Source organism: Rhizobium binae, from assembly GCF_017357225.1.
In the GTDB taxonomy this organism is placed as follows: Bacteria; Pseudomonadota; Alphaproteobacteria; order Rhizobiales; family Rhizobiaceae; genus Rhizobium; species Rhizobium binae.
Map to the genome: position 1 here is coordinate 188,026 of NZ_CP071605.1, position 26,959 is coordinate 214,984.

A 26,959-nucleotide genomic window follows, 5' to 3' on the forward strand; every position below is an offset into this window, starting at 1 on the left:
CTTTCATTCAAGACGGCTGTTCGGGACGGCTTTATGACCTCGGCATCACGCGGAGGTTCGAACGTGCGCAAAAATGAAATCTGGGCGGAATTTTCAGGCGGAATGCGGGCGATCGTGCCACTGGTCGCCGCCGTCATTCCCATTGGGCTGGTCTTCGGCGCCGTCGCCGCAACGAGGGGACTCTCGCCCCTGGAAGCCGGGCTGATGAGCGCGCTCGTCTTCGCCGGCGGTTCGCAATTCGTGGCGATGGACATCTGGACACATCCCGCCTCCTGGACGAGTCTCGGTTTTGCAGCGCTTCTCGTCAACATCCGCCACGTGCTGATGGGAGCATCGATCGTCACAAAGATGCAGGCGTTTTCACCACGCGCCCGTTATCTCTCGGTGCTTTTTCTGGCCGACGAAATCTGGGCGATGGCGGAATTCCGCGCCGGTCTGGCGCGGCTGAAACCGGCATGGTTTGCTGGGCTGGCAGCGCCCTTCTATCTGGCATGGGTTCTTTCCGGGCTGGCGGGTGCCACACTCGGCGCTTTTCTTGGCGATCCCGCAGCGCTCGGGCTGGATTTTGCCTTTCCGGCCGTCTTCATCGTGCTCGTCATGGGATTCTGGAAGGGACGAGAGACCGGCGCCGTTCTGCTTGCGAGCGCCGCAGCGGCCGTGCTTACCCATCACTTCGTACCCGGCGTCTGGTATGTCGCGGCCGGCGCTCTTGCCGGTGTCGCGGCGGCGACCTTCAGCGGTATGCGCCGCCTGGAGGTGATGCCATGACGTTCGACCTGCAGACCCTGCTCGCCATTCTGGCCATGGCGGCTGCGACGATCCTGACGCGTGTCAGCGGGCTCTTTCTGCTGCGCTATGTGTCGCTAGACGGCGGCAGGCGCAAGGCGATCGAATCCATCCCGCCCGCAGTGCTCATGGCCGTGGTGGCGCCGACCGCTTTTGCGACAGGCCTCGCGGAGAGCGTGGCCTGTGCCGTTACCGCGCTCGCTGCCCTGCGTTTGCCGATGCTGGTCTCAGTCGCCGCCGGCGTCGTCTGCGTGGCGCTGCTCAGGGCGATCGGCATCGGCTGAGCCGATGCCGCCGCAACTGACTACTCCTTCACCGCACCCGTCATCGAGGACACGTAATAATCGACGAAGAAGGAATAGAGGATGACAACAGGCAGCGAGCCGAACAGCGCACCGGCCATCAGCGATCCCCATTCGAAGACGTCGCCACGCACCAGTTCGGTCAAGACGCCGACCGGGATAGTCTTGTTCTCCGAGGACTGAATGAACGTCAGCGCATAGATGAATTCGTTCCACGACAGCGTGAAGGCGAAGATGCCAGCCGATATCAGGCCGGGCACGGCGAGCGGCAGGATGATCTTCACCAGAATCTGCCAGCGGTTGGCGCCGTCGACCAGCGCGCTCTCCTCCAGTTCGAAGGGGATCGAGCGGAAATAACCCATCAGCAGCCAGGTGCAGAATGGGATCAGGAAGGTGGGATAGGTGAATATCAGTGCCAGGCGCGAGTCGTAGATCCCGAGCTTGAAGACGATGAAGGCGAGCGGGATGAACAGGATCGACGGCGGGATGAGATAGGCGAGAAAGATGACGAGGCCGATCTGCCGAGAGCCGGTGAAGCGCACGCGCTCGATCGCATAGGCGCCGAAGACCGAGGCCACCAGCGACAGCGCCGTCGAGCCGACGGCGACCAGCATCGTATTCCACAGCCAGCCCGGATAGGATGTCTCAAGGAACAGATATTTGATGTGGTCGAGCGTTGGCTTGACCACCCAGAACGGGCTGTAATTGTTGTAGTCGGTCAGCTGCTCGTTCGGCTTCACCGCGGTGATCGCCATCCAATAGAAGGGAAAGAGCAGCACGAAGACGAAGACCGCCATCGGCAGGTAGAGCATCACCACGCGGCGCGGCAGCCGGTTCAGATAGCTCATGCCCTCGGCATTGTCGGTCAGGACCTCATTGGCCGTTTTGAGATTGGTCGACATCGTTTTCCCCTAATCCTGGCCGCCCTGCTGCCATTTGCGGCGCTGCAGACCGAAGAAGCTGAACATGATGGCGCCGAGCAGGAAGGGCACCATGGCGACGGCGATGGCGGCCCCCTCGCCCAGCTGCCCGCCTGGAATGCCGCGCTGGAAGGAGAGTGTGGCCATCAGATGCGTGGCGTTGACCGGCCCGCCTTTGGTCAGCACGTAGATCAGCTGGAAATCCGTGAAGGTGAAGAGCACCGAGAAGGTCATGACGACCGCGATGATCGGCGTCAGCATCGGCAGCGTCACATAGCGGAAGCGCTGCCAGCTGGTCGCGCCGTCGAGCGAGGCAGCCTCCTGCAGCGAGGCCGGGATGGTCTGCAGGCCGGCGAGCAGCGAGATTGCCACAAAAGGAATGCCGCGCCAGACATTGGCGACGATGACCGAGATGCGCGCATTCGTGGGATCACCGAGAAAGTTGATCGGCCCGCTGATCAGCCCCAGCTTCATCAGCGACCAGGAGATGATCGAAAACTGGGAATCGTAGATCCACCAGAAGGCGAGCGCCGAAAGCACCGTCGGCACCACCCAAGGCAGGAGCACGATCGCGCGGAAGAAGGATTTGAACGGAAGGTGCTGGTTCAGAAGCAGCGCCAGCCAGAGGCCGAGCGCGAATTTCAGCGCCGAGGCGATGACAGTGTAGAGAATGGTATTGAAGACCGACAGCCAGAAGACGGCGTCATTGGCGAGGAACTGATAGTTTTCCAGGCCGATGAAAATGCCGTCGCGGCCGATCCGCGTATCGGTGAAGCCAAGCCAGACGCCGAGCCCCAGAGGGTAGGTCAGGAAGCAGACAAGGAACACCGCAGCCGGAAGCATGAACAGGAAGCCGAGCACATTGTTATTCTGCATTAGCGAGGAGATCGGTCCACGCGTATCCCCGGATTTCAAGGTCGACATTGCTTGTCTCCAGATTGCATTCAGTTCTTGAGAGACGGACGGCATGCCGGCAGCCGGCATGCCGTCTTCCTGACGCTGGATCAGACGCGGTAGTAGCGGTTCGCCCGGCGCTCGGCTTCCTTCATGGCATCCTCCGGCGACATCTGGCCGGTGACGGCGGCGGCATACATGTCGACCAGCACATAGTCGGCCATGGTCGCGGCCGAGGCATAGCCGAGCGGGCCGGCATAGCCGTTCGGGCGCAGCTTTTCCGAGGCGCGGGCATAGGGCGCGTGGACCGGATCGGCGGTCCAGATCGGGTTCTTGGCGAAGGCCTTGAGCGGCTGGCAGCAATAGGCGCTGGAGCCCTGGATCCAGGCGTTCATCTGGTCGGCTTCCATCATGAACTTGATGTAGGCCTTGGCCGCTTCCGGATATTTGCTGTGTTTGAAGAGAAGCAGCGAGCTCGTCTGGAAAAGCTCGACGCTCTTGCCGACCGGCCCGATCGGGAAGTTGGTCGTGCGGATGTCCTTGGCGATCTCGGCGAGCTTCGGATCGTTCTTGGCCGTGTAGTAGACCGAGACGCCGTTGGCGATCAGCGATACCTGGCCGGCCAGGAAGGCGCGGTTGTTATTGACATCCTGCCAGCTTTCCGTACCCGGAATGAAGGTCGCGTAGAGTTCCTTGGCATAGTTGATCGACGCCAGCGTCTCCGGGCTGTTGATCGTAACCTTGCCGCCTTCGTCGACCATCTTGCCACCATGGCTCCAGAGCAGCCAATGGGCATAGTTGTTGCCGTCGCCGACCGCTTTGCCGTGCGGGAAGCCAGCGGGCGTGCCCTTTGCCTTCATCGCCTTGCAGAGCTCGAGGAAGCCTGCGGTATCGTTGGGGAATTCGTTGAAGCCGGCCGCCTTCACGTGGCTGTCGCGATAGACGACGGCATTGCCGATCGTTGTCAGCGGCATGGCGATGAACTTGTCGTCGCGCGTGGCATAGCCCTTGAGGCCGTCGTACCAGCCCTCGTACTTGTTGCCGAGATAGTTGCCGAGTTCCGTGAGATCGACCAGCTTGTCCGGATATTGGTGCGCGTCGTCGAACCAGCACATGATGAGATCCGGGCCTGAGCCGACATTGGCGGCGACGGCTGCCTTCGGACGGATGTCCTCCCAGCTCTCCTTGTCGACGCGCACTTCCACGCCGGTCGTTTCGGTGAACTTCTTGGTATTGGCGAGCCAGGCATCCTCATCGCCCTTCACGAAAGGCGTCCAGCGCAGGAGCCGGAGGCTCGCGCCGCTCTCCGGCGTGTAGGTCGGTTCGGCCTGCGCATAGGACGGCTTGATGCCGAGACCGGCGACACCGGCAACGGCAGCCGATGCAGCAAGAAATTCACGTCTCTTGATCGTCATGAGATTCCTCCTCATTGAAACAGCGGGAGCATTCTTCCGGCATCCACCTCCCGCTTGGTGAACGGCGGTCTGGCATCTCCGGGGAAACTTGCGCTCCCGGGATGCTTGTTCTCCGGCGGCAGGGAAGACTCCTCCTCTCCCGTGCCGCCGCCGGATGGCGTCAGTCGGTCAACCTCTTGCCGCCTTCGGCATCGAAGAGATGAACATGCTTGGCGTCGATCGCCACGCGGATGGCTTCGCCCGGGCGGGCATCGACACGCTCGCGGAAGACGCAGCTGACCTCGCTGCCGCCGAGGCGGACGGTCAGATGTGTTTCATAACCGGTCGGTTCGATCACCACGATCTCGGCCGGCAGGCCGTTCGGATCGAGCGATATGTATTCGGGGCGCAGCCCGTAGACGAGGTCGCGGCCCACCGCACTTGCGGGCGGATTGGCGACCGGCAGCCGCGTGCCGTTGGCCGCAACGAATTGACCGGGATTTTCCGGATCGAGCCTGCCGTGGATCATGTTCATCGCCGGCGAGCCAATGAAGCCGCCGACGAAGAGATTGGCGGGGCGGTCGTAAAGCTCGAGCGGCGAACCGATCTGCTCGACGATGCCGTCATGCATCACGACGATCTTGTCGGCCATCGTCATCGCCTCGATCTGGTCATGGGTGACGTAGACGGTCGTCGTCTTCAGGCGCTGGTGCAGTTCCTTGATCTCGGCGCGCATGGCGACGCGTAATTTCGCATCGAGGTTGGAGAGCGGCTCGTCGAACAGGAAAACCTCAGGATCGCGCACGATGGCGCGGCCCATGGCGACGCGCTGGCGCTGGCCGCCGGAAAGCTGGCGCGGATAGCGGTCGAGCAGCTTGTCGAGGCCAAGGATGCCGGCGGCATATTTCACCCGTTTCTCGGCTTCCGCTTTCGGCGCTTTGTTGAGCATGAGCGAAAAGCCCATGTTCTGCTCCACGGTCATGTGCGGATAGAGCGCATAGTTCTGGAAGACCATGGCGATGTCGCGGTCCTTGGGCGGCAGCGTGTTGACGACGCGCCCGCCGATCTTGATTTCGCCGCCGGAAATGTTCTCGAGCCCAGCCAGCATCCTCAGAAGGGTCGACTTGCCGCAGCCAGAGGGGCCGACGAGGATGACGAATTCGCCATCGGCAATATCGATGTCCACCCCCTTGATGACGGGATGCGCGCCGAATGATTTCCGGACGTCTTCGAATTGAACGTTTGCCATACTCCCTCCTCCCAAATCATGAGCATTACGCAAGCACTGTATCTATGTCGGTTTCGGCGGGCCGCAGCCCGCCTTCTCACCCCCGCCCGACGAAGGGCATCTTCGTCGCCATCACTGTCATGGTCAGCACATTGGCGCTGAGCGGCAGGCCCGCCATGTAGACGACCGCATCGGCAATATGCGCCGGGTCGATCGTCGCCTCCGCGGCGATACTGCCGTTTGCCTGCAGCACACCGGCCGCAATCCCCGTCGTCATGTCGCTTGCGGCATTGCCGATATCGATCTGGCCGCAGGCGATGTCGAATTCGCGCCCGTCGAGAGCGGTTGATTTAGTCAGCCCCGTGATGGCGTGTTTCGTCGCCGTATAAGGCGCCGAATTCGGTCGCGGCGTCGTGGCGGAAACGGAGCCGTTGTTGATGATGCGCCCGCCGCGCGGGTTCTGGCTCTTCATCAGCCGGAAGGCCTGCTGGGTGCAGAGAAAGGCGCCGGTGAGATTGGCGGCGACGATGGCGCTCCACTGCTCGAACGAGATCTCCTCCAGCGCAACCCCCGGCACCGTGACGCCGGCATTGTTAACCAGGAGGTCGAGCCGTCCGTATTTTTCCGAGATCGCATCGAAGAGCGCGCGAACGGAGTCCGGATTGCCGACATCGGCGGAAACCGCGAGGAACTCCGCGCCGGTTTCGCTGCCCAGCTCGGCTGCGGCCTTTTCAAGCACGTCGGCCCGCCGTCCGGAAATGACGACAGTGTAGCCAGCAGCGCCGAGCCCCCGCGATATGGCACGTCCGACGCCGGTGCCGCCGCCGGTGACAAGCGCGATCCTCGCATCTCCGCTGGCCGATTTGCTCATGCGATCCTCCCGTCGAGTTCATCCTCGATGTGCACCTGCAGGATTTCGTCGAAGCTCGTCTCCGCCTTGAAGCCGAGCGAAGAAGCTCGCTCGGCATCGAACTGCGTCGGCCAGCCGGCGACGATGCGCTCGATGACAGGATCGGGCACGCGTTTGATGAGCGCGACCGCCTTGTCGCCGGCAACCCTGCGCAGAGCTTCGATTTCTTCGGAGACGAGCGCGGAAAGACCCGGCATGGTAAGATTGCGCCGTGCGCCGATCCGTGCCGTATCGATCGTCGCGGCATGGACGAAGAAGCCGACGGCCGCGCGCGGGCTGGCGAACCAGTGCCGCACGCTGTCGCCGACCGGCAGTATCGCTTCCTTGCCGACCAGTGGCTCGCGCAAGATATTGGAGAAGAAACCTGATGCCGCCTTGTTTGGCGCGCCGGGCCGCACGCAGATGGTCGGTAGCCGGATGCCGATGCCGTCGAAAATGCCGCGGCGGGAATAATCGGAAAGCAGCAGTTCGGCGATCGCCTTCTGGGTGCCGTAGCTCGTCAGCGGCGTCGTGAAGAATTCGTCGGGAATGACCTCCGGGAACGGCGTGCCGAAGACGGCGATCGAGGAAGCGAAGACGAGACGCGGTACATAGGCGCTGGCGAGACCGGCCTGGCGGATCGCATCGAACAGAGCGCGCGTGCCGTCGAGATTGACGGCGTACCCTTTGTCGAAATCCGCTTCCGCCTCACCCGATACGATGGCGGCGAGATGGAAGATCAGCTCCGGCCGGCCTTCGATCAGCTTGTCGGCGGCGCCCGCCCCGGCGAGGTCGATCGTCAGCGCCGTCGCGACCGGCCGGAGCGGTTCCGGCACCGGCGGTGCAAAGGCGTCCGCAAGGGTCAGCCGGGTGACAGGCCGGCCGAAAACCAGCGGCTCGCGCGCGATCTTCTCAACCAGCTTGCGGCCGACCATGCCGGCGGCGCCCAAAATCATCACATGCATGGCGGCTCTTCCTCCCGTTCGGCCGTTGTCTTCGGCGAGATCGCGCTGCTCGTCGCCTTCTCTGTTGCAGCTGGCGGCGCGATCGGAATGCGTCCGATCGAATTCAGATAGGTCTGCAACCTGCAGGTCAAGCCGGCTTGGCTGATCCGCAGATATTCGCGTTCAAACATCCGTACGATGCGGGACGTCCGAAGCCTTGTCCGTCCCGCTTTTGCTCCTGCGTTTTGTTCTTGTTATCGATACCGGTATCGGTAACAACGCCTATTTTTGTCGCATATGTCAAGTACTGCGTGTTTTCCTTTTTTTGGAAAAGAGCCTATGAATCTGGTGTTGGCCGCTGGCGAGGCAATTCGACTAAGGAATCGGTTCGATGCGTAGATCCACATTGGAAGAGGTTGCCGCCGCGGCCGGCGTCAGTAAGATGACGGCATCGCGAGCCCTTCGCGGCGCGGCCGACGTTTCCAAAGAGACGCGCGAGAAAGTGCTTCAGCAGGCCGAGCGGCTGAGCTATGTCGGCAACCGGCTGGCGCTCTCGCTGTCGTCGCAGCGCACCAACCTCGTCGCTGTCGTCGTTCCCAGCATGTCCAACATCGTCTTTCCCGAGATGCTGGCGGGCATCTCGGCAGGATTGCGGGGATCCGGCATGCAGGCGGTGTTCGGCATCTCCGATTACGACATGGCGAAGGAGCGCGAGATCATCCGCGACATGCTCTCCTGGCGGCCTGCCGCCATCATCGTCACAGGCCTCGACCAGCCGGTGGAGACAGTCAGAATGCTGCAAAATGCGGAGATCCCGGTGATCCAGCTGATGGACCTCGACGGCACGCCAATCGATTTCAACGTCGGGCTTTCACATGGCAAGGCGGGAGAGGAGATGGCAAGAGCTCTTTTGGCGGCCGGCCGGCGGCGGTTCGGCTATATCGGCAGCGCGATCGACAGAGACTTGCGGGCGGGCAAGCGGAAGGCCGGCTTTGAGAAGGCCTTGCGCGAAAGCGGCCTTTCCTTCGTGGATGAGCGGTTCAACGCCGCTTTTTCCTCGGTGGCTCACGGCAAGCGGCTGACGACGTCCATGCTCGCGGAGACGCGCGATCTCGATTGCATTTACTACTCCAACGACGACATGGCGACCGGCGGCGTCTTCGCATGCCTGGAACTAGGCGTTTCCATCCCTGCAGACATTCTGATTGCCGGGTTCAATGGGCTTGACGTCGCCCGCGCCCTCCCCGTCAAGATTGCGACTTCGATCTCGCCGCGGCGTCAGATGGGGGAAGTCGCGGCAGCCCTTCTGCTCGCTGCGAGCAGAAGCGACGGAAATCCGCCTGCAGAAAAGATCATTGCTTTCGATCCCGAGATCACCGGCGTCGATTAGGCTCCAGGAACTACCCGTCAACAAAGCCGCTCTATCCGATTGCGGGATGGCTGATGACGTCTCCGAGGGATACAGACGTCGTCTGGCGCCGAACATTGAAATAGCGCCAAGCTCGCATATCTGCCCCTACAGTGCCGCAGACTTTCTGAAAGAGGTCCTCGATGAGCCGGTCCCGATTGCATGCCGCCGCGGCGATGCCGAAAACAATGTCCGCGGACGAATTGTCGCTCGATTGAACATAGCCTGAGATTGCAGGGGCAATGCGGAATATGATCTTGAAAGACGCCCGGCGTTGGCAGGTTGCAGTGGCGGTGCTGTTCCTTTTCACTGCAGTCACAGCTTCAGGCGCAGGCGCTACGCAGCAAGGGACGCCATCGGAAAGCCTATTCCTGGTTCAGGTCATCGTCCTCGTCGTCATAGGGCGGCTGCTCGGCGAATTCATGGTGCGGATCGGCCAGCCTTCCATCATGGGGCAGATCATCGGCGGTATTCTTCTCGGTCCTTCGGTCTTCGGCGCTCTGTGGCCGGATCTTCAGCTTCAGTTATTTCCGACGGGCGAAGCGCAAAGGAGCATGACCAACGCCATCGCGCAGCTCGGCATCCTGTTTCTCCTGCTACTTGCCGGCATGGAAACCGATCTCGGCCTGGCGCTTCGGCTGCGACGCGCCGCCTTCGGCGTCTCGTTGAGCGGCATTCTGATCCCGTTTGCCGCAGGTTTTGCTTTGGGCGAGCTTCTCCCCGCATGGCTTCTCCCCCATCCGGAAGCTCGCCTGGTGACGGCGCTCTTTCTGGGAACGGCGCTATCCATCTCGTCGGTCAAGATCGTCGCGTCGGTCGTTCGCGAGATGGATTTCATGCGCCGCAATATCGGCCAGCTGATCGTCGCATCGGCCATCATCGACGACACAGTCGGCTGGGTCATCATCGCCGTGACGTTCAGCCTCGCAGGACATGGTTCCGTCGATCCGTGGATCTTGACGAGAAGCATTGTGGGAACGCTCGCCTTCATGGCGTTCAGCTTTACGATCGGACGCCGCATCGTCTTCGAAATCATCCGGTCGACCAACGACAAATTCAAGAGCGATTTGCCGGTCCTCAGCGCCATCATCGCGATCATGGGCACGATGGCCATCATCACCTCCCTGATCGGTGTGCACACGGTTCTCGGTGCCTTCGTCGCCGGCATTCTCGTCGGTCAGTCGCCGATATTGACCCGCCAGATCGACAGTCAGCTCCGGGCGCTGACGACAGCCCTGTTCATGCCTGTGTTCTTCGGATTGACCGGGCTTGAAACCGATCTCGGCGTGCTCGGGGATCCTGCGATCCTTCTCCTGGCGCTCGGACTTATCCTTATTGCGAGCATCGGAAAGTTCGGCGGCGCATTTGCCGGGGCGAAGTTCGGTGGGTTTACCAATTCCGAAGCCGTTGCGCTCGGCTGCGGTATGAATGCCCGTGGCTCTACCGAAGTCATCGTCGCATCGATCGGTCTTTCGGTCGGCGTTCTCGATCAACGGCTGTTCTCCATCATTGTCGCCATGGCTGTGGTGACCACGATGGCCATGCCGCCGACATTGCGCTGGGCTCTTGCAAGGCTGCCGATGCGGGAAGAGGAGCGCAATCGTCTCGCACGCCAGGAATTCGAGCAGCAAAGCTTCCTTTCGAAATTCGAGCGGATTCTTCTTGCGGTGGATAGTTCGGCCAGCAGCGATCTTGCGACCCGCATCGCCGGGTATTTTGCCGCCCTGAGGAAGATGCCTATCACCGTATTGCATATCAATAGCCAGGATCACGGTGCGGACAGGGAAGCTGGCGCATACCAGGCCCGGCAACCGGGCAGGACCGACGGTACGTCGCTCGCCGAGCAGGTGAAGGAAAGTGCGCAACGAACCGTCGGTCGCCTGAACAGTCCGGAGGACACCAGCGATGGCGACGTTCACATAATGACCGCGGCCACGAGTGGGGATCTCAAGGCCCTGCTTGCCGAGGGCGCCGAAAAAGGCCACGACATGCTCTTTGTCGGCATCGAGCCCACCGCCGCTCCGGAGGGTGGTTTTGACAAGAAAATCTCGGTGATGAGCAAATCGTTCAAAGGAACGACCGCCATCTGTTCGCAACGCGGCTCCCTGCCGGATGATGACGGCAAGCTGCGCATTCTGGTGCCGATCAGCGGCACGGAACGCTCGACGCGGGCGGCGGAATTTGCACTGGTTATCGCCAAGGCGAGCGGCGCGAAGGTTGCTGCCCTCTACATTCGTGAACCGCAGCAGGCATCGCTGGCCCCGCGCGTGAGCGATATAGCCAACCCGCATCTGGCCGCATTCAGGAGAATCGACGAGATAGCCAGCTACAACGACATCTCGGTGGAAAAGATCACCGAGTCGAGCGGCGCACCCGATCTGTCGATCCTGCGCCAGGCGCGCAGGGGCAGGTTCAACCTGATCATCCTCGGGGTCAGTCGGCGGGCCGGCGAAACACTATCCTATGGGCTGATCGCCGATAATTTGCTCGAGGCCGCCGACCGCTCCTTCATTCTTGTCGAAACCGAGTGATCGCAACGCCTCTTTCATTGGCTTCTGCCGAGCTGTTTTGCAAGATCTGCAAGCATCGCGACCTGCCCCTTGAGAAGCTTGCTCTCAGCCTCTGCGGTGGGAAACCACCCGGCGCGGTCGACTTCGGGAAAATTCTGGAACCGGCCCGATCGCGGCGGCCATTCGAGCTGGAACTCTGAACTGCGCACCGTCTCGACATCAACCTCCGCCTCCACCGACCAGACAACCACAACTTTTCCACCCGGTTGGCGATATTCGCCGAGGGGGGCGAAGGCCCCCTCAATTTCCACGCCGAGCTCTTCCCGCGCCTCCCGGATTGCTGCCGACAATTCGTCTTCACCGGGTTCGATCAATCCCTTCGGAATCGACCAGGCGCCCTCGTCCTTCTTCGCCCAGAATGGACCTCCGGGATGGACGAGCAGGACCTCAGGCCCCGACTCCAAAAGGCGGTAGATGAGAAGTCCGGCGCTACGGACCGGCATCGGCAACTCCCGGCACCCGGCATGATGTGGCCTTGTCCGCGATGACAACTTTCCACGTCGTGGCGCGTTAGAGGTGACAGTCGCACAGATGCGCGGAGTATACCATGCCCAAAGGATTTCGTTTCGACCTGCTTGCAAAGAGCGGCTATGTGGCGCGCGGCGTCGTGTTCCTGCTTGTCGCGGGGCTGGCCCTGTTCTCCGGCATTGCCGGTGGAAGGCCGGAAACGAAGTCGGCGCTTTCGACGCTGCTCGCACAGCCTTTCGGCCGCGTCTGGGTGGGATTGATAGGCATCGGCCTTCTCGGTTTCGTTGCCTGGCGGCTGGCCCAGTCCCTAGCCGATTCCGACGGGCATGGCACCGGCACCAAGGCGGTCGCCATCCGCACGGTTCTCTTCGGCAGCGCCGTCGTCTACCTCGGGCTTGCCGGATACGCGCTGGCCCACGCGTTTTTTACGGGCGGCGGAAGCCAAGGTGCGGGTGAGAAGGGATTGGCCCAATGGATCATGTCGCAGCCGTTCGGCGCCTATCTCGCCGTCGCCGTCGGCCTCGGCTTCATCATCGGCGGGATCGGGACGGCAGCCAAGGGCATCACCAGGAAATTCGAGCGCTATCTCAGGCTCGCCGACGCCAGCGGCGTGGTAACCACGGTCTGTGTCTACGGCCTCGTCGCCCGCGGCGTCGTCTTCGTGATCACAGGAATCTTCTTCGCCTATGCGGGTTTTCGCGTTGACCCGCAACAGGCGGGCAGCATGGCGGATGCGCTTGAATGGGTTAGAAAGCTTCCCTTCGGCGCGGTCCTTTATATCGCCGTCGCGGTCGGACTGGCGGCCTTCGGGATCTATAACCTCGTGGAGGCGCGCTATCGCATCGTGCGCAGCCCATCCCTTGCCGACGTCAAACATTCGATCCCGACAGTCGGCCACTAGCGAAAACGCCGACTTTCCAACCGGGCGAGCTGCGCCATCTCTGTCAGATGATTTATTTCACCGGCGATACCCACTTTGCAGATTCGCGCGTCCTTCGCATCGACCGACGCCCCTTCCCCGACATGGCCTCGCATGACGTGACGCTGATCCAGAACTGGAACGAAATTGTTGGTCCGCAGGACGACATCTGGCACCTCGGCGACGTCATGTCCTTCCGCGGCGGGGACTGCGATCAGCTGCTTTCGATGCTGAACGGGCGCAAGCACCTCATCGTCGGGAATAATGATCCGTCGACGACGACGGAGGCGACGGGATGGGCAAGCGTTCAGCACTACAAGGAGATGATGCTGGACGATCATCTGCTGATCCTGTGCCACTACCCGTTCCGCACCTGGAACAAGATGGGCAAGAAATCGATCAATCTGCACGGACATTCGCATGGCCGTCTGAAGCCCCTGCCCCGCCAGTACGATGTCGGCGTCGATGCGCAGGGCCTCAGGCCGGTGTCGCTGGACGCCTTGTTGTCAACGAAGAGCGGGCTGTGATCCGCCGTATCGAGAACGTTCGGCGTTGGGAAACCGTCAAGGCCGCGGCGTTCTCCTTGCCGAGGCGCCGAAATAGGATGACCTGGCCGGTGGCCGCCATTTGCTTTATCGCGAGCGAGAGGTTTGATCGCATGACTGGAAACGGATGGACAGCATGGGCTGGCAGGACGAGATGAAGGCCTGGTTCTCTTCGCTGAAGCCTGTCCGGCCGGTCGAGATGATCGGCTTGTGGAGGGGAGCGGGTATTCCGTCGGATCACCCGTTCGACGGCGTCCTCGAGAATCTTGGCTGGTTCGGCAAGCGGTTTCACGCGGACATGCGCGCGGACGCCCTCCTCTTTCAGTGGCGAGCGGATCGGCTGGTGGCCATCGAACCCGGCTTTTTCCCAATCAGGCTCGCCATTAAAGCCGCACCGTTCGGGCGCACAAGGATCGCCCGGACGTGGCTTTTTTACCTGCAGAAGGCATTGCGCGCGAGGGGCAGGACCGCGTCGCTTGCGCTTCAGCCCTCGGGGGAGGGCGCTACTGCGGCAATGAGTTACGACCGGCAGCCGATCATCGATTACTTTCGCAGGATGAATGGGCAGGAGCTGGCCGGCATGATGTGTATTGAAGGCGACGCCCGTCGTTATTTCTTCAAGCTGCGAAGAATCGATGCCACCGCGGCGACGGAGGGATAAGTCAGGAAGCGGACGGCCTTTGACGCGCGCGGCAAAAAGGATCCGACGCCGGGAACAATCTGCCATGCTGCCCTGTTGTTCGGAGACGCAAACTCGGGGGCCACCATGCGTACGATTCTGATCGCAACTTTGCTCTTGCTGCCTTGTCTGCCCGTCGCAGCAATGGCGTCGGACGGTTTTTTGCAGTCCTTGGCCGGCGACTGGAGCGGGACTGGAAAGGTGCTTACCCGGATTGGCGGCACGAACCTGAATGTTACCTGCACCCTCCGATCGGATGCGAGCGCATCGATCGTTTCGATGAACGGGAAGTGTCGCGGCCTCGCGGTTTTCACCAAAACCTTCTCGGCGACCGTCAAGTCTGCCGGTGAGCGTTATACCGGCAATTACATCGGGCCGTCAGGACTGCCGTCGAAGCTTGCAGGCACAAGGAAAGGGACTGGCCTCAACCTGCGTGTGACCTGGGCGCGGCTGGTCAACGGTGATCGAGACGCAGTTTTGATGATCGAGAAAGTCGGGCAGGACCGGCTTCGACTGCAGACGGTCGACCAAGATCCTGCTTCCGGCCAGTCGGTGGTGACCAGTCGCATCGATTTGCAGCGGCCCTCGACGGCAGAAAGATAGGCCGCGCGCCGAAAACCGCTCACACTTTTCGGCATCATTCTCTAGCGGCGCAACATTACGATCGCTGTCTTGGTTTCAGTTCTTTTTGGCGTGGCGGTCGCCGCGATCGCCTTCTCCGGACCTCGCATCATTCTTCGCCTTGCGCCGCTTGTCGGCCGAGAGCGAGCGGCCCACGTCCGCCGACTCGGTGAAGCGGCCCTGATCGTCGCGGCGGACGTAGCGCTTGTCAGTACCCGTATCGATGAGCTCACGTTTGGACATGATGTTCTCCTGCTGTTGGAGCAGGCAAAACGCACGAGTTTCCAAAAGGATGCATTGGCCTCGGTTCACGGATCAGGCGGCCATTCTGACGAGCGTCTCGCAGAGCTGCCGGCTATCGTAAGGCTTGGCGAAGAAAACGCCACGCTCGGGCAATTCATCCTTGTGCGGCTGCTTCATGCCGGAGACGATGATGATTTCGACGGGTGGCCAGCGATCGCGGACGGCCTTTGCGAGTTTCAAACCGTCCATGCTTCCCGGCATGTCGATGTCTGTCAACAGGATCCGAATGCCGGGCACGCTTTCGAAGAGAACGAGAGCTTCATCGGCACTGCGTGCTTCGAGCGCCTCCAGGCCCGCATCCTCGACGATACCAACCGCCATCATCAGCAGCAGAGCTTCGTCCTCGACCACGACTACCTTGGTTTTCATGTTCCGCTCGCATTCATGTATCCCTACCCAAAGGGTCAACTTCGGCTTTCGCAACCGGTTCCCCGATCAAAAATATAACTTCGAAGACGAGGCCCCCGGGCTTGTAGTCCGACCTGGAGCGCGCCTGCGCCTTCGACGGGAAGGCCCGTTCTATCAGCACCGAGCCGAAGCCCTTTTTCGTCGGCGTCGAAACCGGCGGGCCACCCGCTTCCGTCCAGACAAGAAGGACGCGTCCGTCGTCGCGCTTCCACTCAATAGTGACCGTTCCATTTTCGCTTCCGAGACTTCCATATTTGGTCGCATTGGTCGCCAGCTCGTGCACAACAAGCGAAAGCGGCAGGGCGATGTCCGCCGGAAGAACAACTTCCGGACCATCCAGGCGAATGCGCTCGGCCTGCGAGGAGACGTGGGCGCGCAAGGCGGCGGAGACAATCTCCCTGACAGGCGAGGCCGATCCCTCGCGCGACAGGATGAGATCATAGGTGCCAGCGAGCGCGGCGAGCCGCTCGGCGAAGGAATTGTATCTTTCTGGATCGGAGCGTGAGAAGGTTTGCCGGGCAATCGCCTGAACGAGGGTGAAGCCATTCTTGACCCGGTGCGCCAGTTCGCGGACCAGGAGGCTGCGCTCCTCCTCCGCCTCCTGGTTCTGGCGTCTTCGTTCATCGAGTTCGTCAAGCAGCCGGTCGAAGGTCGCACCGACGACATCGAGCTCGTCCGATCCTTTCATGCCGGTCCGCGCCGTCGTTTGACCGCTGCGCCACTTTTCCATCACATCCGCAATTCTGGAGATCGGCAGGAGGATGAAGCGGTTGCCGATGAAGATCGCGGCGAGGAAGGCAAAAAGTGCACCGCCGATAATGGCGAGGGCATTCATCGTCGTCGCCCGGTTGATCGGCGCGAAGGCTTCCTCCTTGGCGAAGCCGGCGCTGACATAGAGCGGGCTGGAGGGCAGTGCGATCGGGCGATATCCGAGGATGCGCTCGGTTCCGTCCGGGCTGATCACATCGATTACGTCGGGCTGGTCGGCGTGGATCAGGCGCTGAAAAGCATCGGGTATGACGGTGCCGACGAAGCGCTCGGGCGAAGGAACGTGTGCAACGATCGTGCCGTTGCCGTCGGCGATCGTCACGGCGTTGCCGGGAGCAACGCCGCGCTCAGTGACGCGGTTCTGCAGCCAGTCCAGCCGGATTCCGCTGACGATAACGGCCTTCATGGCGTCGCCCTCCATCAGGGGCATGGCGAGCGGCAGGACGGGTCTGTCGACAAGGCGGCTCTGCGTATAGGTGCCGACGACGAAGGCCTTGGTGGTCAGTATCTGCTGGAAATAGTCTCGATCTGAGAAGATCACGCCCTCAGGAAAAGCCATGCTGCCGCAGACCGGCCGTCCGTCGAGCCCGACAACGAAGATGGTGCGTATGTTCGGAATGCTCTCGACAACCGCCTTGAGCGCCTCATTGCAAGCCGGGACGTCGATCTGCTGGACGGAAGGCATGGCGGCGACGGAGACGAGAAGAGCGTGCAGGCCCTCTATGATCCGTTCGACTTCGGACGAGGCTTGTCTGGCCGCTTGCGCTGCGGATGCGCGCACTTCTTCATTGCGCTGATGGCGGAGGGCGACTTCGTTGTAAACGAGCATCGCCACCACCGGCGCCAGCGCCGCGACCGCAACTGCGACCAGCTTAAGTCTCATCCTGCTCCCTCTCGGAATAAGCTAGTTAGCATGTTCGAAAGGGTCTGGCCCAGATCACGCGGACAATCTTGTTTACAAAATATCAACGCAGGACCCCGGACGTCCGCGCGGCAGCCTTGCCGAGTTTCCGATTGCGGCTAGATAGGGCAAAGATGAATGATGCCAAAAGCACGTCCTTCGACCGTCCCGCAGCCGGGTCCTACTCGCCGCAGCCGCTGACCGGCGCGATGGCGGATGAAGTCGAACGCCTTTTGTCGGGCCGGACCCGCGATATTCGCCTGACGGGCGACCTGCGGCGCCGCTTCGATGAAAGGCGATGGCGCCAGACGGCGAAAGTCATCCGTTCTTGGATGACATGGGTCGCCTTCGTCGACGTTTTGACGCTGGCGCTGAATGCCTTGCTGCTTCCCCGCGAGGTCGCACTGTCGATGGTCGCCCCGGCCTGCCTGCTGCCGCCGGCGGCGATCCTGACGGCACTCGTCTGGACCAAACCGCGCCCGGCGGCCGTTCAACGTGCATCGCTTCTCGGCGGCATGTGCCTCATTCTGCTGTCGGTCGCACTGGTCGGCGTCTTTGCGGGAGGCGAATTCTACGAGCGCCATTTGACCATCATGCTGTTCGTCGCCACGAGCGCAATCACCATCTTCGGCGTGCCGCTCGCCTGGACGATCGCAATCGCCTGTTATGCTCTCTGCCTCTATTTCATCTTTCAATGGTACAACCCGCTCGTGGAAGCGGGCAGTGTCGTGGCCGGAACCCTGTTCTTTTCCTGCGGAATCATCGCGACCGTGGTCGCCAGGCGAACGATGAACATCCTGGCGCAGAAGACATTTCTCCTGGACTGCAGGGATCAGCGCCGCGTCGCGGAATTGGCCGATGCGAATGCCCGATTGGAACGGCTGGCCAGAACCGATCCGCTGACGGGGATTGCCAACCGCCGTTGGATGATGGAAACGCTTGAAAGCCTCTGGCGCCATGGCCGTGAAACCGGCACCGTCGCCATGCTCATGTGCGACATCGACCACTTCAAGGCGCTGAACGACAAGCTCGGGCATGGCGAAGGCGACCGCTGCCTCGTCAAGGTCGCCGGCATCATCCAGAGCTGCGTGCGCGCCGATCGCGACCTCGTCTCACGACACGGCGGCGAGGAATTTCTCATCGTCCTGCCTGATGTCGAAGAAAAAGAGGCCGTCTCGGTGGCGAAGCGAATACGGGAAAGTGTCGAAGCCGCCGCCCTTCCGAACCCGTCTTCCAGCGTCGGCCCGTCGGTGACGCTGAGCGTCGGGGTGGCCTTCAAATCGGCGGTCGACACCGGCGTTTCCCTGGCCAACCTCCAGCACGAAGCTGACGTGGCACTTTATCGCGCCAAGGAAGCAGGCCGCAACCAGGTCTGCGTCTTCCATCGTCCGCCACCAGCTGCCGAGCAGATCGCCGCCCGCCGCTGAAGGCCGAACTGGGCGGGAGATTTCGATCGACGGGACATCGGCGCGATCGGTGTCAACGGATCACCAAAACCGCTGCCATGGCGGCCGCCGAGATGAAGCCGGCGGCGCTGAGCCCGAACGCCAGATATTCAGCGGCCCTTTGCCGGGAATGGCCAAGCTCCACCTTTCCAAGGACGGCCGTAAGGCCGCCCGCTATCCAGCTCGCCAATGTCAGTGCGCCGAAGAAAAGCGCCCACTGCGTTGCTGTCTCCATGATTTTGCTCCCGTTTCGGCCGCGCGTCCGGCAGGAACAGTCCCGCGCGGGTCTATCAGTAACAAAGCTGGGCCCGCCTTGTTTCCACGGAGCGTTGCAATTTTTCTAATTTCTCGGCACGCCGCTAGCCCGGATTGCAGCTTGTCAGGTTGGTTGCGCTGCGAAAAAGCGGTTTTGCGGCTTGACGTTATCATATTGTTTAGAGGGCGACGGAGGCTAAGCGCACCGTCTGCTTAAGGGGCTAGAGATCGAGGTCGTGACTGGATCGAAAGCGTTTCCCACGGGCCTGTCTCGCCCGGCACCATCATCATCCACCCGGGAGCCTATATTAGCGGCCTAACCGACTACCTGAGCCGCTGACGACGATCGGCACGAAGATCCATCTCGCCTGGCGGGAATGGCGTGCCGGAGCGGAGTGAGGCTGTGTCAGGCACGCGCTCTAAAATGTGAGCTGTACTTTACAGGCAGCCGTGCGGTCGCCGGCTAGTTCGAAGGCGGCCGTGGCATCTCGCAGTGGCAGGCTGTGGCTGATGATCGGCCGGACTTCGATCTCGCGGCTTGAGATCAGTTCGGCCGCGGCTGCGAACTCCGCGTGGAAACGCTGCGTGCCGTGGATCTGCAGCTCCTTGCCGACGATAGCGTTGAGGGGGACCGGGATCTCTCCCGTGACACCGACCTGCACGATCGTGCCGCGCGGCCTGATGGCGGCGATGGCGCTGCGGATGGCGGGTGCGGCGGCCGAGCATTCGAAGACGAGATCGAAATAGCCTTTCCCCGTCTCGAATTCGGCAAGTGCTGCAGCCTCTTTAGACACATTGATCGTCCGGCTCGCGCCCATCGCCTTTGCCCGCTCCAGCGCCGCATCCGCCAGATCGGTCACGATGATCTCGGCCGCGCCATGATAGCGGGCGGCGGCAACCATCAGGCAGCCGATCGGGCCGGCGCCTGTGATGAGGACGCGTTTGCCGGAGATCTCTCCGGCACGCGATGCTGCGTGCAGGCAAACGGCCAGAGGCTCGCTGCAGGCCGCTTCGGCCGCCGTCGTCGCTGCGCCCACTTCGACGCACTGCATGGCCGGCACCACCAGCCATTCCCGGAACATGCCCTGCTCGTGCGGCAAGCGCATCGCGCTGCCCATGAAGCGCATGTCGAGGCAGTGGATCGCCAGTCCCTTCCGGCAATATTCGCATCGGCCGCAGGGCTGGCTCGGATTGACCGCGACCAGCGTCCCGGGTTTCAGATCTACCCCTTCCCCTGCCCTCTCTACTATTCCCGATGCCTCGTGACCCGGTATGATCGGTTCGCGCACCCTGACCGGCCCGAAACCGCCATTCTGGTAATAATGCAGATCGGAGCCGCAAATGCCTGCGGCCGCCATTTTCAGCAGCACTTCGCCTGGGCCGGGTGGCGAAACGGTGTCGGTCTCCACCCTGAGATCGCCCTTTTGATACAGCCGTGCCAGGCGTGTCCGCATTGTGGCCCCTCCTATCTCAATAGCCCGAGTTGCTGCGGTAGCCAGAGCGATACGGCTGGGATGAAGGTGATCAGGATCAATGCGAGGAAGAGCGGCACCAACCAGGGCAGGATCGCCATCGTCGTGCGTTCGACCGACAGTTTCGCGACTCTGGACAGCACGAACAGCACCATGCCGAGCGGCGGATGCAGCAGGCCGATCATCAGGTTCAGTGTCATGATCAGGCCGAACTGAACCGGATCGATTCCGAATTTGGCGACGATTGGCAGCAGGATCGGCACGAGAATGGTGATCGCCGCGATCGTATCCAGGAAGCAGCCGACGAAAAGCATCAGCAGGTTCACGAGGATCAGGAACACCCATTTATTGTCGGTGATGGACAGGATCGCATCCGAAAGCAACTGCGCAGCCTGGCTGACGGTCAACAGCCATGCGAAGACGGAAGCTGCGGTGACGATGAAGAGTACGGATGCCGTCGTCTCGATCGTATCGAAGCTGGCCTTGGCGAGCGTCGAGAACGTCATGGTGCGGTAGCGCACGAGGCCGAGGAACAAGGACCAGAGCACGGCCGCGACCGCGGCTTCAGTCGGGGTGAACCAGCCCATCGTCATCCCGCCGATCAGGATGACGGGGGTCATCAGCGCCATGACGGCGGAAAAGCCGAAATGCCAGTCGAGCGCCAGAAGCACGAGAAGGGCGATGCCCGCAGCGGCATTCATCGACAGGCCGGCCCGCATCATCAGATAGATCGCCACCGGCACCATCAGGACGACGAGGATCTCCAAGCCGGCCGACAGGAGCTCGCGCACATTGAAAGGCGCGTCCGAGCCCCAGCGCTTGCGATAGGCGAAGGCGGCGACGGTGATCATCATCAGCAGCGTCATGACGACGCCGGGCAGGATGCCGGCCATGAAGAGCGCTCCGATCGAAACGTTCGCCATCATGCCGTAGATGACGAAGGGCAGCGACGGCGGGAAGATCGGCCCGAGCGTGGCGGAGGCCGCCGTGACGCCCACCGCCGCTTCGACCGGATAGCCGTGGTCCTTCATCGCCTTGATCTCGATCGTGCCGATGCCGGCGGCATCGGCGAGCGCGGTGCCAGACATGCCCGAGAAGATCACCGAGCCGATAATGTTGACCTGCGCCAGCCCGCCCTTCATCCAGCCCACCAGCGCGACCGCGAAGGAATAGATGCGACCGGTCACACCCGCCGAATTCATCAGATTGCCCGCCAGGATGAAGAAGGGGACGGCGAGCAGCGGGAAGCTTTCGACGCCGGCGATCATGCGCTGGGCGACGATGATGTCCGGCGCGATGCCGTAGAGCACGATGTAGAGCACGGAGGCGACGGCCATCGAGATGGCGACGGGCACACCGATCAGCATCATCACGAGGAAGGAGCCAAGAAGCAGCAGCATTGGATCAACCCTCGACGGTCTGGAATTCTTCCGGGCGCTCCAGAACGGAGTAGCCGCGACGCATGTTGGCGATGAAGACGATCACGGCGCGGATCAGCATCAGCACGAAAGCGACAAGCACCGAGTAGAAGACGATGTTGCGCGGCAGGGCGATGGTGACCATCTCCTCGTCGGCGACGATGTCGACGTAGCGCCACATCAGGTAACAGCCGTAGGCGAAGAAGCCGATGCGGATGATATCCACGAAAGTGGCAAGCACGCGCGCCAGCCCCGCCGGCATGTAGTGATAGAACACGTCGACCTGAATATGCCGCGAGGTGCGCACGCACATCACGGCCCCCAGAAAGACAACGCCGATCAGGCAGTTGATCGCGATTTCCTCGGTCCATGCGTAGCTGTCGTTCAGCACATAACGCGTGAAGAATTGCAGGAAGACGCAGCCTGCCATCAGCCAGAAGACGATCAGCGTGATCCAGTCCTCGGGGGCGTAGTCCGAAACATTCGCGGTCGGCGCGTGGCCTTCGAACTCGTGGCCGATTTCCTCGGCCGTGATGGGGGTGTGAATTTCTTGCGACATGGTCGGCCTTGTTCCTCTTTGGGAAGGAGGGCGCGGCACGGGCGCTTATTTCTGCTTGGCGTCATGCTCGGCCTTGTACCGAGGATCTGCTGCCCTATTCGCTGGAGGCAGATGCTCGGGACAAGCCCGATCATGACGGAAGAGAGGTTGGCGAGCCTAGCCGGCAATTTGGAGGGCGCGACGCCGAAACGCCGCGCCCGGGTGGCTCCTACTGAATCGCCCGGATCGCTTCCCAATCGGCCTTCTCGTAGCCGAAGTCCTCGAACTTGACCTTCTCCATCACGGTCTTTTCGAAGTCGGCCTTGTCGACCTCGGTGACGTTGATGCCCTTTTCCTTGAAGGTCGCAACGAGGCTGTTTTCCTTGCCGGCGATCGTCTTGGTCGTCCGTTCGGCCGCCTGCTGCATCACTTCACCGAAGATCTTCTTGTCCTCGTCGGAAAGCTTCGCCCACAGCTGCTTCGAGATCACCGTGTTGAGATGATCGACGATATGGCCGGTGAGGATGATGTTCTTCTGGACTTCATAGAACTTCTTCGCTTCGATCGTCGTCAGCGGATTTTCCTGCGCCTCGACGGTACCGTTCTGGAGAGCGAGATAGACTTCGGCAAAGGCGATCGGCGTGGTGTTGGCGCCGCAGGCGCGCGGCATGGCGAGATAGGCCGGCACGTCGGGCACACGAATCTTCAAGCCCTGCATGTCGGCGCATTTGGCAATCGGTTTGTTCGATGTCGTATGACGCGTGCCGTAGTAGCTGACGGCGGCGATGTGATTGCCGGTCTTGTCTTCATAGCCTTTGGCGAGGCGCTTGAAGACGTCGCTCTTGGTGTAGGCGATCAGATGGTCGGGATTGCGGAAGATATAGGGAAAGTAGGTCACGCCGATCGGCTTGTAGTCGCGTGCGGCAAAGCTCGATCCCGATATGATGATGTCGACCGTGCCGAGCTTGAGGCCCTGGTTGATGTCGGCTTCCTTGCCGAGCTGCGATGCCGGATAGACCTCGATCTTGTAACGCCCGTCGGTGCGCTTGTTGATCTCTTCAGCGGCCCAGACGGAATCGGTATGGAAGGGCTCGGAGGTCTCATAGACATGAGCCCATTTCAGCACGGTCTCAGCATGCGCGATCACGGTCGTCGCCATGATCGCGGCTGCGGTGCAAAGTATTGTTGCCAGTCTGCGTTTCATCGCTCTCTCCTCCCGAGCTCGGGTTTAAGTCTTGTCCGTTACTTTCGCGGGTCGCGTGTTGCGGCCGCGCTCCTCCTCTCCCGAAAACTCCTCCCCGAAGCTCTCGGAAAACCTCTTCTGTGACATGGTGAGATGGACGCGCATGGCGGCCTTTGCACCGGCTGTATCACCGGCGGCGATCGCATTGCGGATGGCCTGATGCTCCACAAGGGCGCTGCGCCATGTCGTCGGCCCCTCGAAATGGCTTGCGAGCTTGGCGAAATAGGGGGTCATGCGCATGTCGAACATCTCGCCGGTCACGCGCACCAATGTCGCATTGCCGACAATCGCGGCAATGCCGGTGTGGAAGGCGCGATCAGCCGCAAGGACCGTACTTGCTTCATGGACGCCGCCGCTCATGCGCATCAGCGCTTCATCGAGCAGAGCCACGCCTTCCGGCTTGGCGCAGCCTGCAGCTTCTTCGGCGATGGCGCATTCGATGATGGCGCGCGCCTGCAGCAGCTCGAATGGACCTTCTACCGGCTCGCGGTCGCTTGCCCCCGCATTGGCGGCGTGCCGGCGCACCACGTAGATGCCGGATCCCATGCGGATATTGACGAGGCCTTCGACTTCCAGAACGATCAGCGCCTCGCGTACGGTCGGACGGGAAACCGACAGTTGCTCGGCGAGCTCGCGCTCGGCCGGAAGGCGTTGACCGACCGCGAGCTCGCCGCTCGCAATCATCAAGCGAATCTGGTCCGCCACTTGCCTGTAGAGCCGGCGTGATTCGACTGGCGAAAACAAAGTGACCTCCTCGCGGCGGCTTCTCCTCAAGCCGTCTGGTCAACTGGCCTGACCAATTGACTCCTATCATCGCCCGGGTTGTGCGTCAATCGGTCGCATAACGCGTAAACAGGAGAAGTCACGCTCTGGTCACCGGTGGTCTACTTGGCCAGGGCGATAAGATGGCGGCTGGTCTGCGGCCAGTCGTGGCCCGTTATGCCAGGTAGGTTATAGGCATCCGCCGCGAAGGCTTCGAGGGAAGCGCGATTGCGGACGATCAACAGTCCGCGCGTCGAGTAGATGAAATGCTCGCCTTCGAGAACGTGTAAAGCCTCGGTAACGCTGGAGCGCCGCACGCCGAGCATATCGGCCATATCTTCGTGGGTGATTTCGATCTGCTCGCCTTCCAGGCGATCGTGGCACATCAGGATCCATTTCGCCAACCGGACGTCGATCTTGTGGACTGCGTTGGAAAGCGCGGTATTGGCGACCTGAATGAAGAAAGTATGCAGAAAACGCGAAAGCAGGCGGCGGACGATCGGACGGCCGATCAGGAAGCCCGCCAGAGCTCCGGCCTCCACTCGGCGACCGTGACCGCCGATCTGCATCATAACGTGGAACGAAAAGCGCTCCATTTCCACCGTCAGAGCGGGTGGCGACATTCCGTCCCTGCCGAGCATGCCGATCTCGGTCTTTCTGCCCTCGGGGCTGGTCGCGATCATGGAAGCGACGCCGTTCTCCAGGAAATAGTAATGACTGACCGGGAGGCCCACGTGAACGAGCTCGAAATTTCGCGGCAGGCGCAACGGCTCCAGGATGCGCTCCAGCGCCAGAAGCTCCGGATCCCCCAGCTGTGCCAGGATCACATTTTCGCTTTCGAAAGCTCGCATTGCTCTGCCCTCTGTTTGGCACGAGGACATGTCTCCCAGCCGCCAGCGCCGCAATGTTCACTCCGCCGTATTCGAATTATGGACCTCGGAACGGCCGACCACGAGACGCTGAAGCTAAACTCGCATGCTTGCCAGAGGTTCCACGGTCAAGGTTTGTACGCAAACGCACGTCGGAGGGAAAGTTGCTGTAGCAAGTGCTAATGTTGGCCGACGACGATTCCCGGAGCAGGCTGGCATGGACCGATATCTCCTTCCGAGCGACGAGACGGAAATCTATCGACATATCGTCGAGAGCGCGCGGGACTATGCCATTTTTGCGATGGATCTCGACGGTACCATCGTGACTTGGAGCGCCGGCGCGGCAAATCTCTTCGGCTACTCCTCACCCGAAATCGTCGGACAGAACAGCGTGGTGATCTTTACATTCGAGGATCAGCTTGCCGGCGCTCTGCACAAGGAGATCAGGCTGGCGCTCACGGCCGGCCGGGCAGACGACAATCGCTGGCACGTCAGGAAGGACGGCACTTCGTTTTGGGCTTCGGGGCTGATGATGCCGCTTCTCAATACGGCCGGGGAGATCTACGGCCTGGTGAAGATCATCCGTGACCGCACACAGACGCTTCATCAGGACGAAGCTTTGCGCGCCAGCGAAGAGCGCCTCCAGCTTATTCTCAAAAGCGCTATCGATTACGCGATCTTCGCCTTCGATCGAGATGGGCGGATCATTATTTGGAACACCGGCGCCTGCCGCATCTTCGGCTACGAGGAAAGCGAGATCCTCGGTTGCGATTCGCGCATTCTCTTCCTTCCTGGCGATCGCGCCGAAGGCGCACTGGAACGCGAGATGGCGGCAGCGGCCGAGCGCGGTCGGGCCGAGAACGAAAGGTTTCATCTGCGCAAGGACGGGTCTACATTCTGGGGCAGCGGATTGACCATGCCGCTACGCGCTCAGCGCGCCGGCTATCTTAAGGTGCTTCGCGACGATACCGAGCGTCATTTTGCCGACGAGCACCAGCAGATCATGCTCCGAGAGATGAGCCATCGCGTCAAGAACAGCCTCGCATTGGTCGCGGCGATGCTCGCCATGCAGGCCCGGTCGGCGAGGCAGGAAGAAGTCGGCCAGGCACTTCGCGATGCCGAGGCACGTGTCGGAACGATTGCCGAGGTGCACGACCAGCTATGGCGTCAGCCTCATACCGAAACGGTGGATCTGGCAGATTTCCTGTCGAGCCTCTGCCAGCGCTTGGAGCAGTCGAGCTCGCGCCATACTGTATCCGTCGACGCCGATAGATGCGTCATCGATGCCGACCGCGCTATCCAGATCGCCCTCCTCGTCAACGAACTGGTGACGAACTCCTTCAAACACGCTTATCCCGATGTCCGGGGCCACGTTGCCGTCAGCGCCCGTTGCATCGGTGAGGAAATCCGTTTCGAGGTTGCCGATGATGGAAAGGGATTGCCGCCGGAATTTTCACCGGGCGAGCGTAACGGGAGCAGTCTCGGAATGAAGATCGTGCGCGGGCTCGTGCAGCAGTTGAAGGCCGAGCTTCACATTGAAAGCCGGGAGCCCGGCACGGGCTTTGTCATCCGGTTGCCCAGGAACGGTTGATGCGGGTTTGCTTTGCAGGGTCACTGCTCAAGCTCTTGTATCTCCAAAAGGGTCGCTCTTCCCACAGAGCCGCCGCAAATATGGCTATGATTTACGTTTTGACACATATAGCGACCTTACCCGCGACCGCAGAGTGCCGGTATGAGCACGGGCTGTCTCCCGCCGGGAGAAGGTCATGGCCGTGTCGGATCAATGCGATAGTCGCAATTTGCTGTTGAAGGCTTTGCCTGCCGAGTCGTTCGACATGCTCTCGGCCGATGCAGAGATAATCCCGCTGGCGTTGAAACAGGTGCTGGTCAAAACCGACCAGCCGAATGATCACGTCTGTTCGAAGCGCCCTCGCAAAGATCCTGAAGCTCATCGACGATCTGTCTGAGGACGGTCTGCCGCTGCGGAAAGCTCGGACCGGAGGATTAGTC

At 61.4% G+C, this 26,959-nt stretch carries 28 protein-coding genes; 11 read left to right on the top strand and 17 right to left on the bottom strand.

The features are described 5' to 3' along the window. Positions 1-33: 33 nt before the first annotated feature. Both J2J99_RS22860 and J2J99_RS22865 read left to right on the top strand, forming a co-directional pair. Positions 34-768 carry an AzlC family ABC transporter permease gene (locus J2J99_RS22860; RefSeq protein WP_375337280.1) on the top strand — a complete coding sequence of 245 codons (735 nt, stop codon included), beginning with the start codon at positions 34-36 and terminating at the stop codon, positions 766-768. Continuing rightward, on the top strand, positions 765-1,070 hold the full coding sequence (locus J2J99_RS22865; RefSeq protein WP_168301300.1) for an AzlD family protein: 306 nt from the start codon (positions 765-767) through the stop codon (positions 1,068-1,070). Before J2J99_RS22860 ends, J2J99_RS22865 begins: the two co-directional genes overlap by 4 nt. A 20-nt stretch (positions 1,071-1,090) precedes the next feature. On the opposite strand, the gene J2J99_RS22870 is transcribed toward J2J99_RS22865, so the two are convergent. From J2J99_RS22870 to denD, 6 genes are all read right to left on the bottom strand, one after another. Further along, positions 1,091-1,990 (bottom strand): carbohydrate ABC transporter permease, encoded by a 900-nt coding sequence (locus tag J2J99_RS22870; RefSeq protein WP_168301301.1) that lies wholly within the window; start codon positions 1,988-1,990, stop codon positions 1,091-1,093. 9 nt (positions 1,991-1,999) lie between these two features. Further along, the gene (locus tag J2J99_RS22875; RefSeq protein WP_168301302.1) at positions 2,000-2,932 is read right to left on the bottom strand and encodes a carbohydrate ABC transporter permease; all 933 of its coding nucleotides are present in this window, start codon (positions 2,930-2,932) and stop codon (positions 2,000-2,002) included. A gap of 80 nt (positions 2,933-3,012) precedes the next feature. After that, entirely contained in the window at positions 3,013-4,317 is a 1,305-nt protein-coding gene (locus tag J2J99_RS22880; protein ID WP_168301303.1) for an ABC transporter substrate-binding protein, read from the bottom strand. Positions 4,318-4,477: 160 nt separating this feature from the next. Then, on the bottom strand, positions 4,478-5,545 hold the full coding sequence (locus J2J99_RS22885; RefSeq protein ID WP_004680346.1) for an ABC transporter ATP-binding protein: 1,068 nt from the start codon (positions 5,543-5,545) through the stop codon (positions 4,478-4,480). A gap of 76 nt (positions 5,546-5,621) precedes the next feature. Continuing rightward, positions 5,622-6,395, bottom strand: a complete 774-nt coding sequence (locus tag J2J99_RS22890) for an SDR family oxidoreductase (protein WP_168301304.1) — start codon at positions 6,393-6,395, stop codon at positions 5,622-5,624. Next, complete coding sequence (denD, locus tag J2J99_RS22895; RefSeq protein ID WP_168301305.1) at positions 6,392-7,378, bottom strand: D-erythronate dehydrogenase; 987 nt, start codon at positions 7,376-7,378, stop codon at positions 6,392-6,394. The genes J2J99_RS22890 and denD overlap by 4 nt, the downstream gene beginning before the upstream one ends. 370 nt (positions 7,379-7,748) lie before the next feature. On the opposite strand from denD, the gene J2J99_RS22900 reads away from it, so the two are divergent. Together J2J99_RS22900 and J2J99_RS22905 are read left to right on the top strand one after the other, a co-directional pair. Beyond that, entirely contained in the window at positions 7,749-8,747 is a 999-nt protein-coding gene (locus J2J99_RS22900) for a LacI family DNA-binding transcriptional regulator (protein WP_168301306.1), read from the top strand. 269 nt (positions 8,748-9,016) lie between these two features. Next, positions 9,017-11,296, top strand: a complete 2,280-nt coding sequence (locus tag J2J99_RS22905; protein ID WP_246638526.1) for a cation:proton antiporter domain-containing protein — start codon at positions 9,017-9,019, stop codon at positions 11,294-11,296. 14 nt (positions 11,297-11,310) lie between these two features. On the opposite strand, the gene J2J99_RS22910 is transcribed toward J2J99_RS22905, so the two are convergent. After that, entirely contained in the window at positions 11,311-11,778 is a 468-nt protein-coding gene (locus tag J2J99_RS22910; protein WP_168301308.1) for an NUDIX hydrolase, read from the bottom strand. Positions 11,779-11,882: 104 nt separating this feature from the next. Here J2J99_RS22910 and J2J99_RS22915 point away from each other — a divergent pair, with 104 nt between their 5' ends. The 4 genes from J2J99_RS22915 to J2J99_RS22930 all read left to right on the top strand — a co-directional run bounded on the left by J2J99_RS22915 (position 11,883) and on the right by J2J99_RS22930 (position 14,549). Then, entirely contained in the window at positions 11,883-12,704 is an 822-nt protein-coding gene (locus J2J99_RS22915; RefSeq protein WP_168301309.1) for a DUF1206 domain-containing protein, read from the top strand. 47 nt (positions 12,705-12,751) lie between these two features. Then, on the top strand, positions 12,752-13,249 hold the full coding sequence (locus J2J99_RS22920) for a hydrolase (RefSeq protein WP_168301310.1): 498 nt from the start codon (positions 12,752-12,754) through the stop codon (positions 13,247-13,249). Between the two features lie 145 nt (positions 13,250-13,394). Further along, a complete protein-coding gene (locus J2J99_RS22925; protein WP_168301311.1) occupies positions 13,395-13,928 on the top strand; it encodes a GXWXG domain-containing protein in 534 nt (177 codons plus the stop codon). A gap of 105 nt (positions 13,929-14,033) precedes the next feature. Further along, positions 14,034-14,549: a hypothetical protein gene (locus tag J2J99_RS22930; RefSeq protein WP_168301312.1), complete on the top strand. Its 516-nt coding sequence runs from the start codon at positions 14,034-14,036 to the stop codon at positions 14,547-14,549. A 75-nt stretch (positions 14,550-14,624) separates the two neighbouring features. Here the strand turns inward: J2J99_RS22930 and J2J99_RS22935 are convergent, their stop codons facing one another. The 3 genes from J2J99_RS22935 to J2J99_RS22945 all read right to left on the bottom strand — a co-directional run bounded on the left by J2J99_RS22935 (position 14,625) and on the right by J2J99_RS22945 (position 16,929). Further along, on the bottom strand, positions 14,625-14,810 hold the full coding sequence (locus J2J99_RS22935; RefSeq protein WP_168301313.1) for a hypothetical protein: 186 nt from the start codon (positions 14,808-14,810) through the stop codon (positions 14,625-14,627). A 72-nt stretch (positions 14,811-14,882) separates the two neighbouring features. Next, complete coding sequence (locus J2J99_RS22940) at positions 14,883-15,239, bottom strand: response regulator (protein ID WP_168301314.1); 357 nt, start codon at positions 15,237-15,239, stop codon at positions 14,883-14,885. 13 nt (positions 15,240-15,252) lie between these two features. After that, positions 15,253-16,929 (bottom strand): sensor histidine kinase, encoded by a 1,677-nt coding sequence (locus tag J2J99_RS22945; RefSeq protein ID WP_168301315.1) that lies wholly within the window; start codon positions 16,927-16,929, stop codon positions 15,253-15,255. Between the two features lie 152 nt (positions 16,930-17,081). Between J2J99_RS22945 and J2J99_RS22950 the strand changes: the two genes are divergently transcribed. Continuing rightward, entirely contained in the window at positions 17,082-18,374 is a 1,293-nt protein-coding gene (locus J2J99_RS22950; RefSeq protein WP_168301316.1) for a GGDEF domain-containing protein, read from the top strand. A 52-nt stretch (positions 18,375-18,426) separates the two neighbouring features. Here J2J99_RS22950 and J2J99_RS22955 read toward each other — a convergent pair whose 3' ends face one another. From J2J99_RS22955 to J2J99_RS22985, 7 genes are all read right to left on the bottom strand, one after another. Further along, on the bottom strand, positions 18,427-18,627 hold the full coding sequence (locus J2J99_RS22955; protein WP_168301317.1) for a hypothetical protein: 201 nt from the start codon (positions 18,625-18,627) through the stop codon (positions 18,427-18,429). Between the two features lie 439 nt (positions 18,628-19,066). After that, positions 19,067-20,101, bottom strand: coding sequence for an L-idonate 5-dehydrogenase (locus tag J2J99_RS22960; RefSeq protein WP_168301318.1), 1,035 nt, complete (start codon positions 20,099-20,101; stop codon positions 19,067-19,069). A gap of 11 nt (positions 20,102-20,112) precedes the next feature. After that, complete coding sequence (locus tag J2J99_RS22965) at positions 20,113-21,519, bottom strand: TRAP transporter large permease (RefSeq protein WP_168301319.1); 1,407 nt, start codon at positions 21,517-21,519, stop codon at positions 20,113-20,115. Between the two features lie 4 nt (positions 21,520-21,523). Continuing rightward, a complete protein-coding gene (locus J2J99_RS22970; protein ID WP_168301320.1) occupies positions 21,524-22,096 on the bottom strand; it encodes a TRAP transporter small permease in 573 nt (190 codons plus the stop codon). Positions 22,097-22,304: 208 nt separating this feature from the next. Then, entirely contained in the window at positions 22,305-23,279 is a 975-nt protein-coding gene (locus J2J99_RS22975; protein WP_168301321.1) for a sialic acid TRAP transporter substrate-binding protein SiaP, read from the bottom strand. 24 nt (positions 23,280-23,303) lie between these two features. Then, positions 23,304-24,062 carry a FadR/GntR family transcriptional regulator gene (locus J2J99_RS22980; protein ID WP_168301322.1) on the bottom strand — a complete coding sequence of 253 codons (759 nt, stop codon included), beginning with the start codon at positions 24,060-24,062 and terminating at the stop codon, positions 23,304-23,306. A gap of 140 nt (positions 24,063-24,202) precedes the next feature. After that, a complete protein-coding gene (locus J2J99_RS22985; RefSeq protein WP_168301323.1) occupies positions 24,203-24,931 on the bottom strand; it encodes a Crp/Fnr family transcriptional regulator in 729 nt (242 codons plus the stop codon). A gap of 235 nt (positions 24,932-25,166) precedes the next feature. Here J2J99_RS22985 and J2J99_RS22990 point away from each other — a divergent pair, with 235 nt between their 5' ends. Further along, on the top strand, positions 25,167-26,540 hold the full coding sequence (locus tag J2J99_RS22990; protein WP_168301324.1) for a sensor histidine kinase: 1,374 nt from the start codon (positions 25,167-25,169) through the stop codon (positions 26,538-26,540). Between the two features lie 175 nt (positions 26,541-26,715). Continuing rightward, entirely contained in the window at positions 26,716-26,916 is a 201-nt protein-coding gene (locus tag J2J99_RS22995) for a hypothetical protein (protein ID WP_168301325.1), read from the top strand. The last annotated feature ends 43 nt before the right edge of the window (positions 26,917-26,959 follow it).

Coding starts and splice junctions, on each gene's coding strand:
- J2J99_RS22975 (WP_168301321.1), bottom strand. CDS start 23,279: ATGAAACGCAGACTGGCAACAATACTTTGCACCGCAGCCGCGATCATG.
- denD (WP_168301305.1), bottom strand. CDS start 7,378: ATGCATGTGATGATTTTGGGCGCCGCCGGCATGGTCGGCCGCAAGCTG.
- J2J99_RS22960 (WP_168301318.1), bottom strand. CDS start 20,101: ATGCGGACACGCCTGGCACGGCTGTATCAAAAGGGCGATCTCAGGGTG.
- J2J99_RS22990 (WP_168301324.1), top strand. CDS start 25,167: ATGGACCGATATCTCCTTCCGAGCGACGAGACGGAAATCTATCGACAT.
- J2J99_RS22885 (WP_004680346.1), bottom strand. CDS start 5,545: ATGGCAAACGTTCAATTCGAAGACGTCCGGAAATCATTCGGCGCGCAT.
- J2J99_RS22985 (WP_168301323.1), bottom strand. CDS start 24,931: ATGCGAGCTTTCGAAAGCGAAAATGTGATCCTGGCACAGCTGGGGGAT.
- J2J99_RS22905 (WP_246638526.1), top strand. CDS start 9,017: ATGATCTTGAAAGACGCCCGGCGTTGGCAGGTTGCAGTGGCGGTGCTG.
- J2J99_RS22925 (WP_168301311.1), top strand. CDS start 13,395: ATGGACAGCATGGGCTGGCAGGACGAGATGAAGGCCTGGTTCTCTTCG.
- J2J99_RS22945 (WP_168301315.1), bottom strand. CDS start 16,929: ATGAGACTTAAGCTGGTCGCAGTTGCGGTCGCGGCGCTGGCGCCGGTG.
- J2J99_RS22865 (WP_168301300.1), top strand. CDS start 765: ATGACGTTCGACCTGCAGACCCTGCTCGCCATTCTGGCCATGGCGGCT.
- J2J99_RS22970 (WP_168301320.1), bottom strand. CDS start 22,096: ATGTCGCAAGAAATTCACACCCCCATCACGGCCGAGGAAATCGGCCAC.
- J2J99_RS22875 (WP_168301302.1), bottom strand. CDS start 2,932: ATGTCGACCTTGAAATCCGGGGATACGCGTGGACCGATCTCCTCGCTA.
- J2J99_RS22995 (WP_168301325.1), top strand. CDS start 26,716: ATGGCCGTGTCGGATCAATGCGATAGTCGCAATTTGCTGTTGAAGGCT.
- J2J99_RS22910 (WP_168301308.1), bottom strand. CDS start 11,778: ATGCCGGTCCGTAGCGCCGGACTTCTCATCTACCGCCTTTTGGAGTCG.
- J2J99_RS22900 (WP_168301306.1), top strand. CDS start 7,749: ATGCGTAGATCCACATTGGAAGAGGTTGCCGCCGCGGCCGGCGTCAGT.
- J2J99_RS22920 (WP_168301310.1), top strand. CDS start 12,752: ATGATTTATTTCACCGGCGATACCCACTTTGCAGATTCGCGCGTCCTT.
- J2J99_RS22955 (WP_168301317.1), bottom strand. CDS start 18,627: ATGGAGACAGCAACGCAGTGGGCGCTTTTCTTCGGCGCACTGACATTG.
- J2J99_RS22935 (WP_168301313.1), bottom strand. CDS start 14,810: ATGTCCAAACGTGAGCTCATCGATACGGGTACTGACAAGCGCTACGTC.
- J2J99_RS22915 (WP_168301309.1), top strand. CDS start 11,883: ATGCCCAAAGGATTTCGTTTCGACCTGCTTGCAAAGAGCGGCTATGTG.
- J2J99_RS22870 (WP_168301301.1), bottom strand. CDS start 1,990: ATGTCGACCAATCTCAAAACGGCCAATGAGGTCCTGACCGACAATGCC.
- J2J99_RS22880 (WP_168301303.1), bottom strand. CDS start 4,317: ATGACGATCAAGAGACGTGAATTTCTTGCTGCATCGGCTGCCGTTGCC.
- J2J99_RS22965 (WP_168301319.1), bottom strand. CDS start 21,519: ATGCTGCTGCTTCTTGGCTCCTTCCTCGTGATGATGCTGATCGGTGTG.
- J2J99_RS22940 (WP_168301314.1), bottom strand. CDS start 15,239: ATGAAAACCAAGGTAGTCGTGGTCGAGGACGAAGCTCTGCTGCTGATG.
- J2J99_RS22930 (WP_168301312.1), top strand. CDS start 14,034: ATGCGTACGATTCTGATCGCAACTTTGCTCTTGCTGCCTTGTCTGCCC.
- J2J99_RS22890 (WP_168301304.1), bottom strand. CDS start 6,395: ATGAGCAAATCGGCCAGCGGAGATGCGAGGATCGCGCTTGTCACCGGC.
- J2J99_RS22860 (WP_375337280.1), top strand. CDS start 34: ATGACCTCGGCATCACGCGGAGGTTCGAACGTGCGCAAAAATGAAATC.
- J2J99_RS22950 (WP_168301316.1), top strand. CDS start 17,082: ATGAATGATGCCAAAAGCACGTCCTTCGACCGTCCCGCAGCCGGGTCC.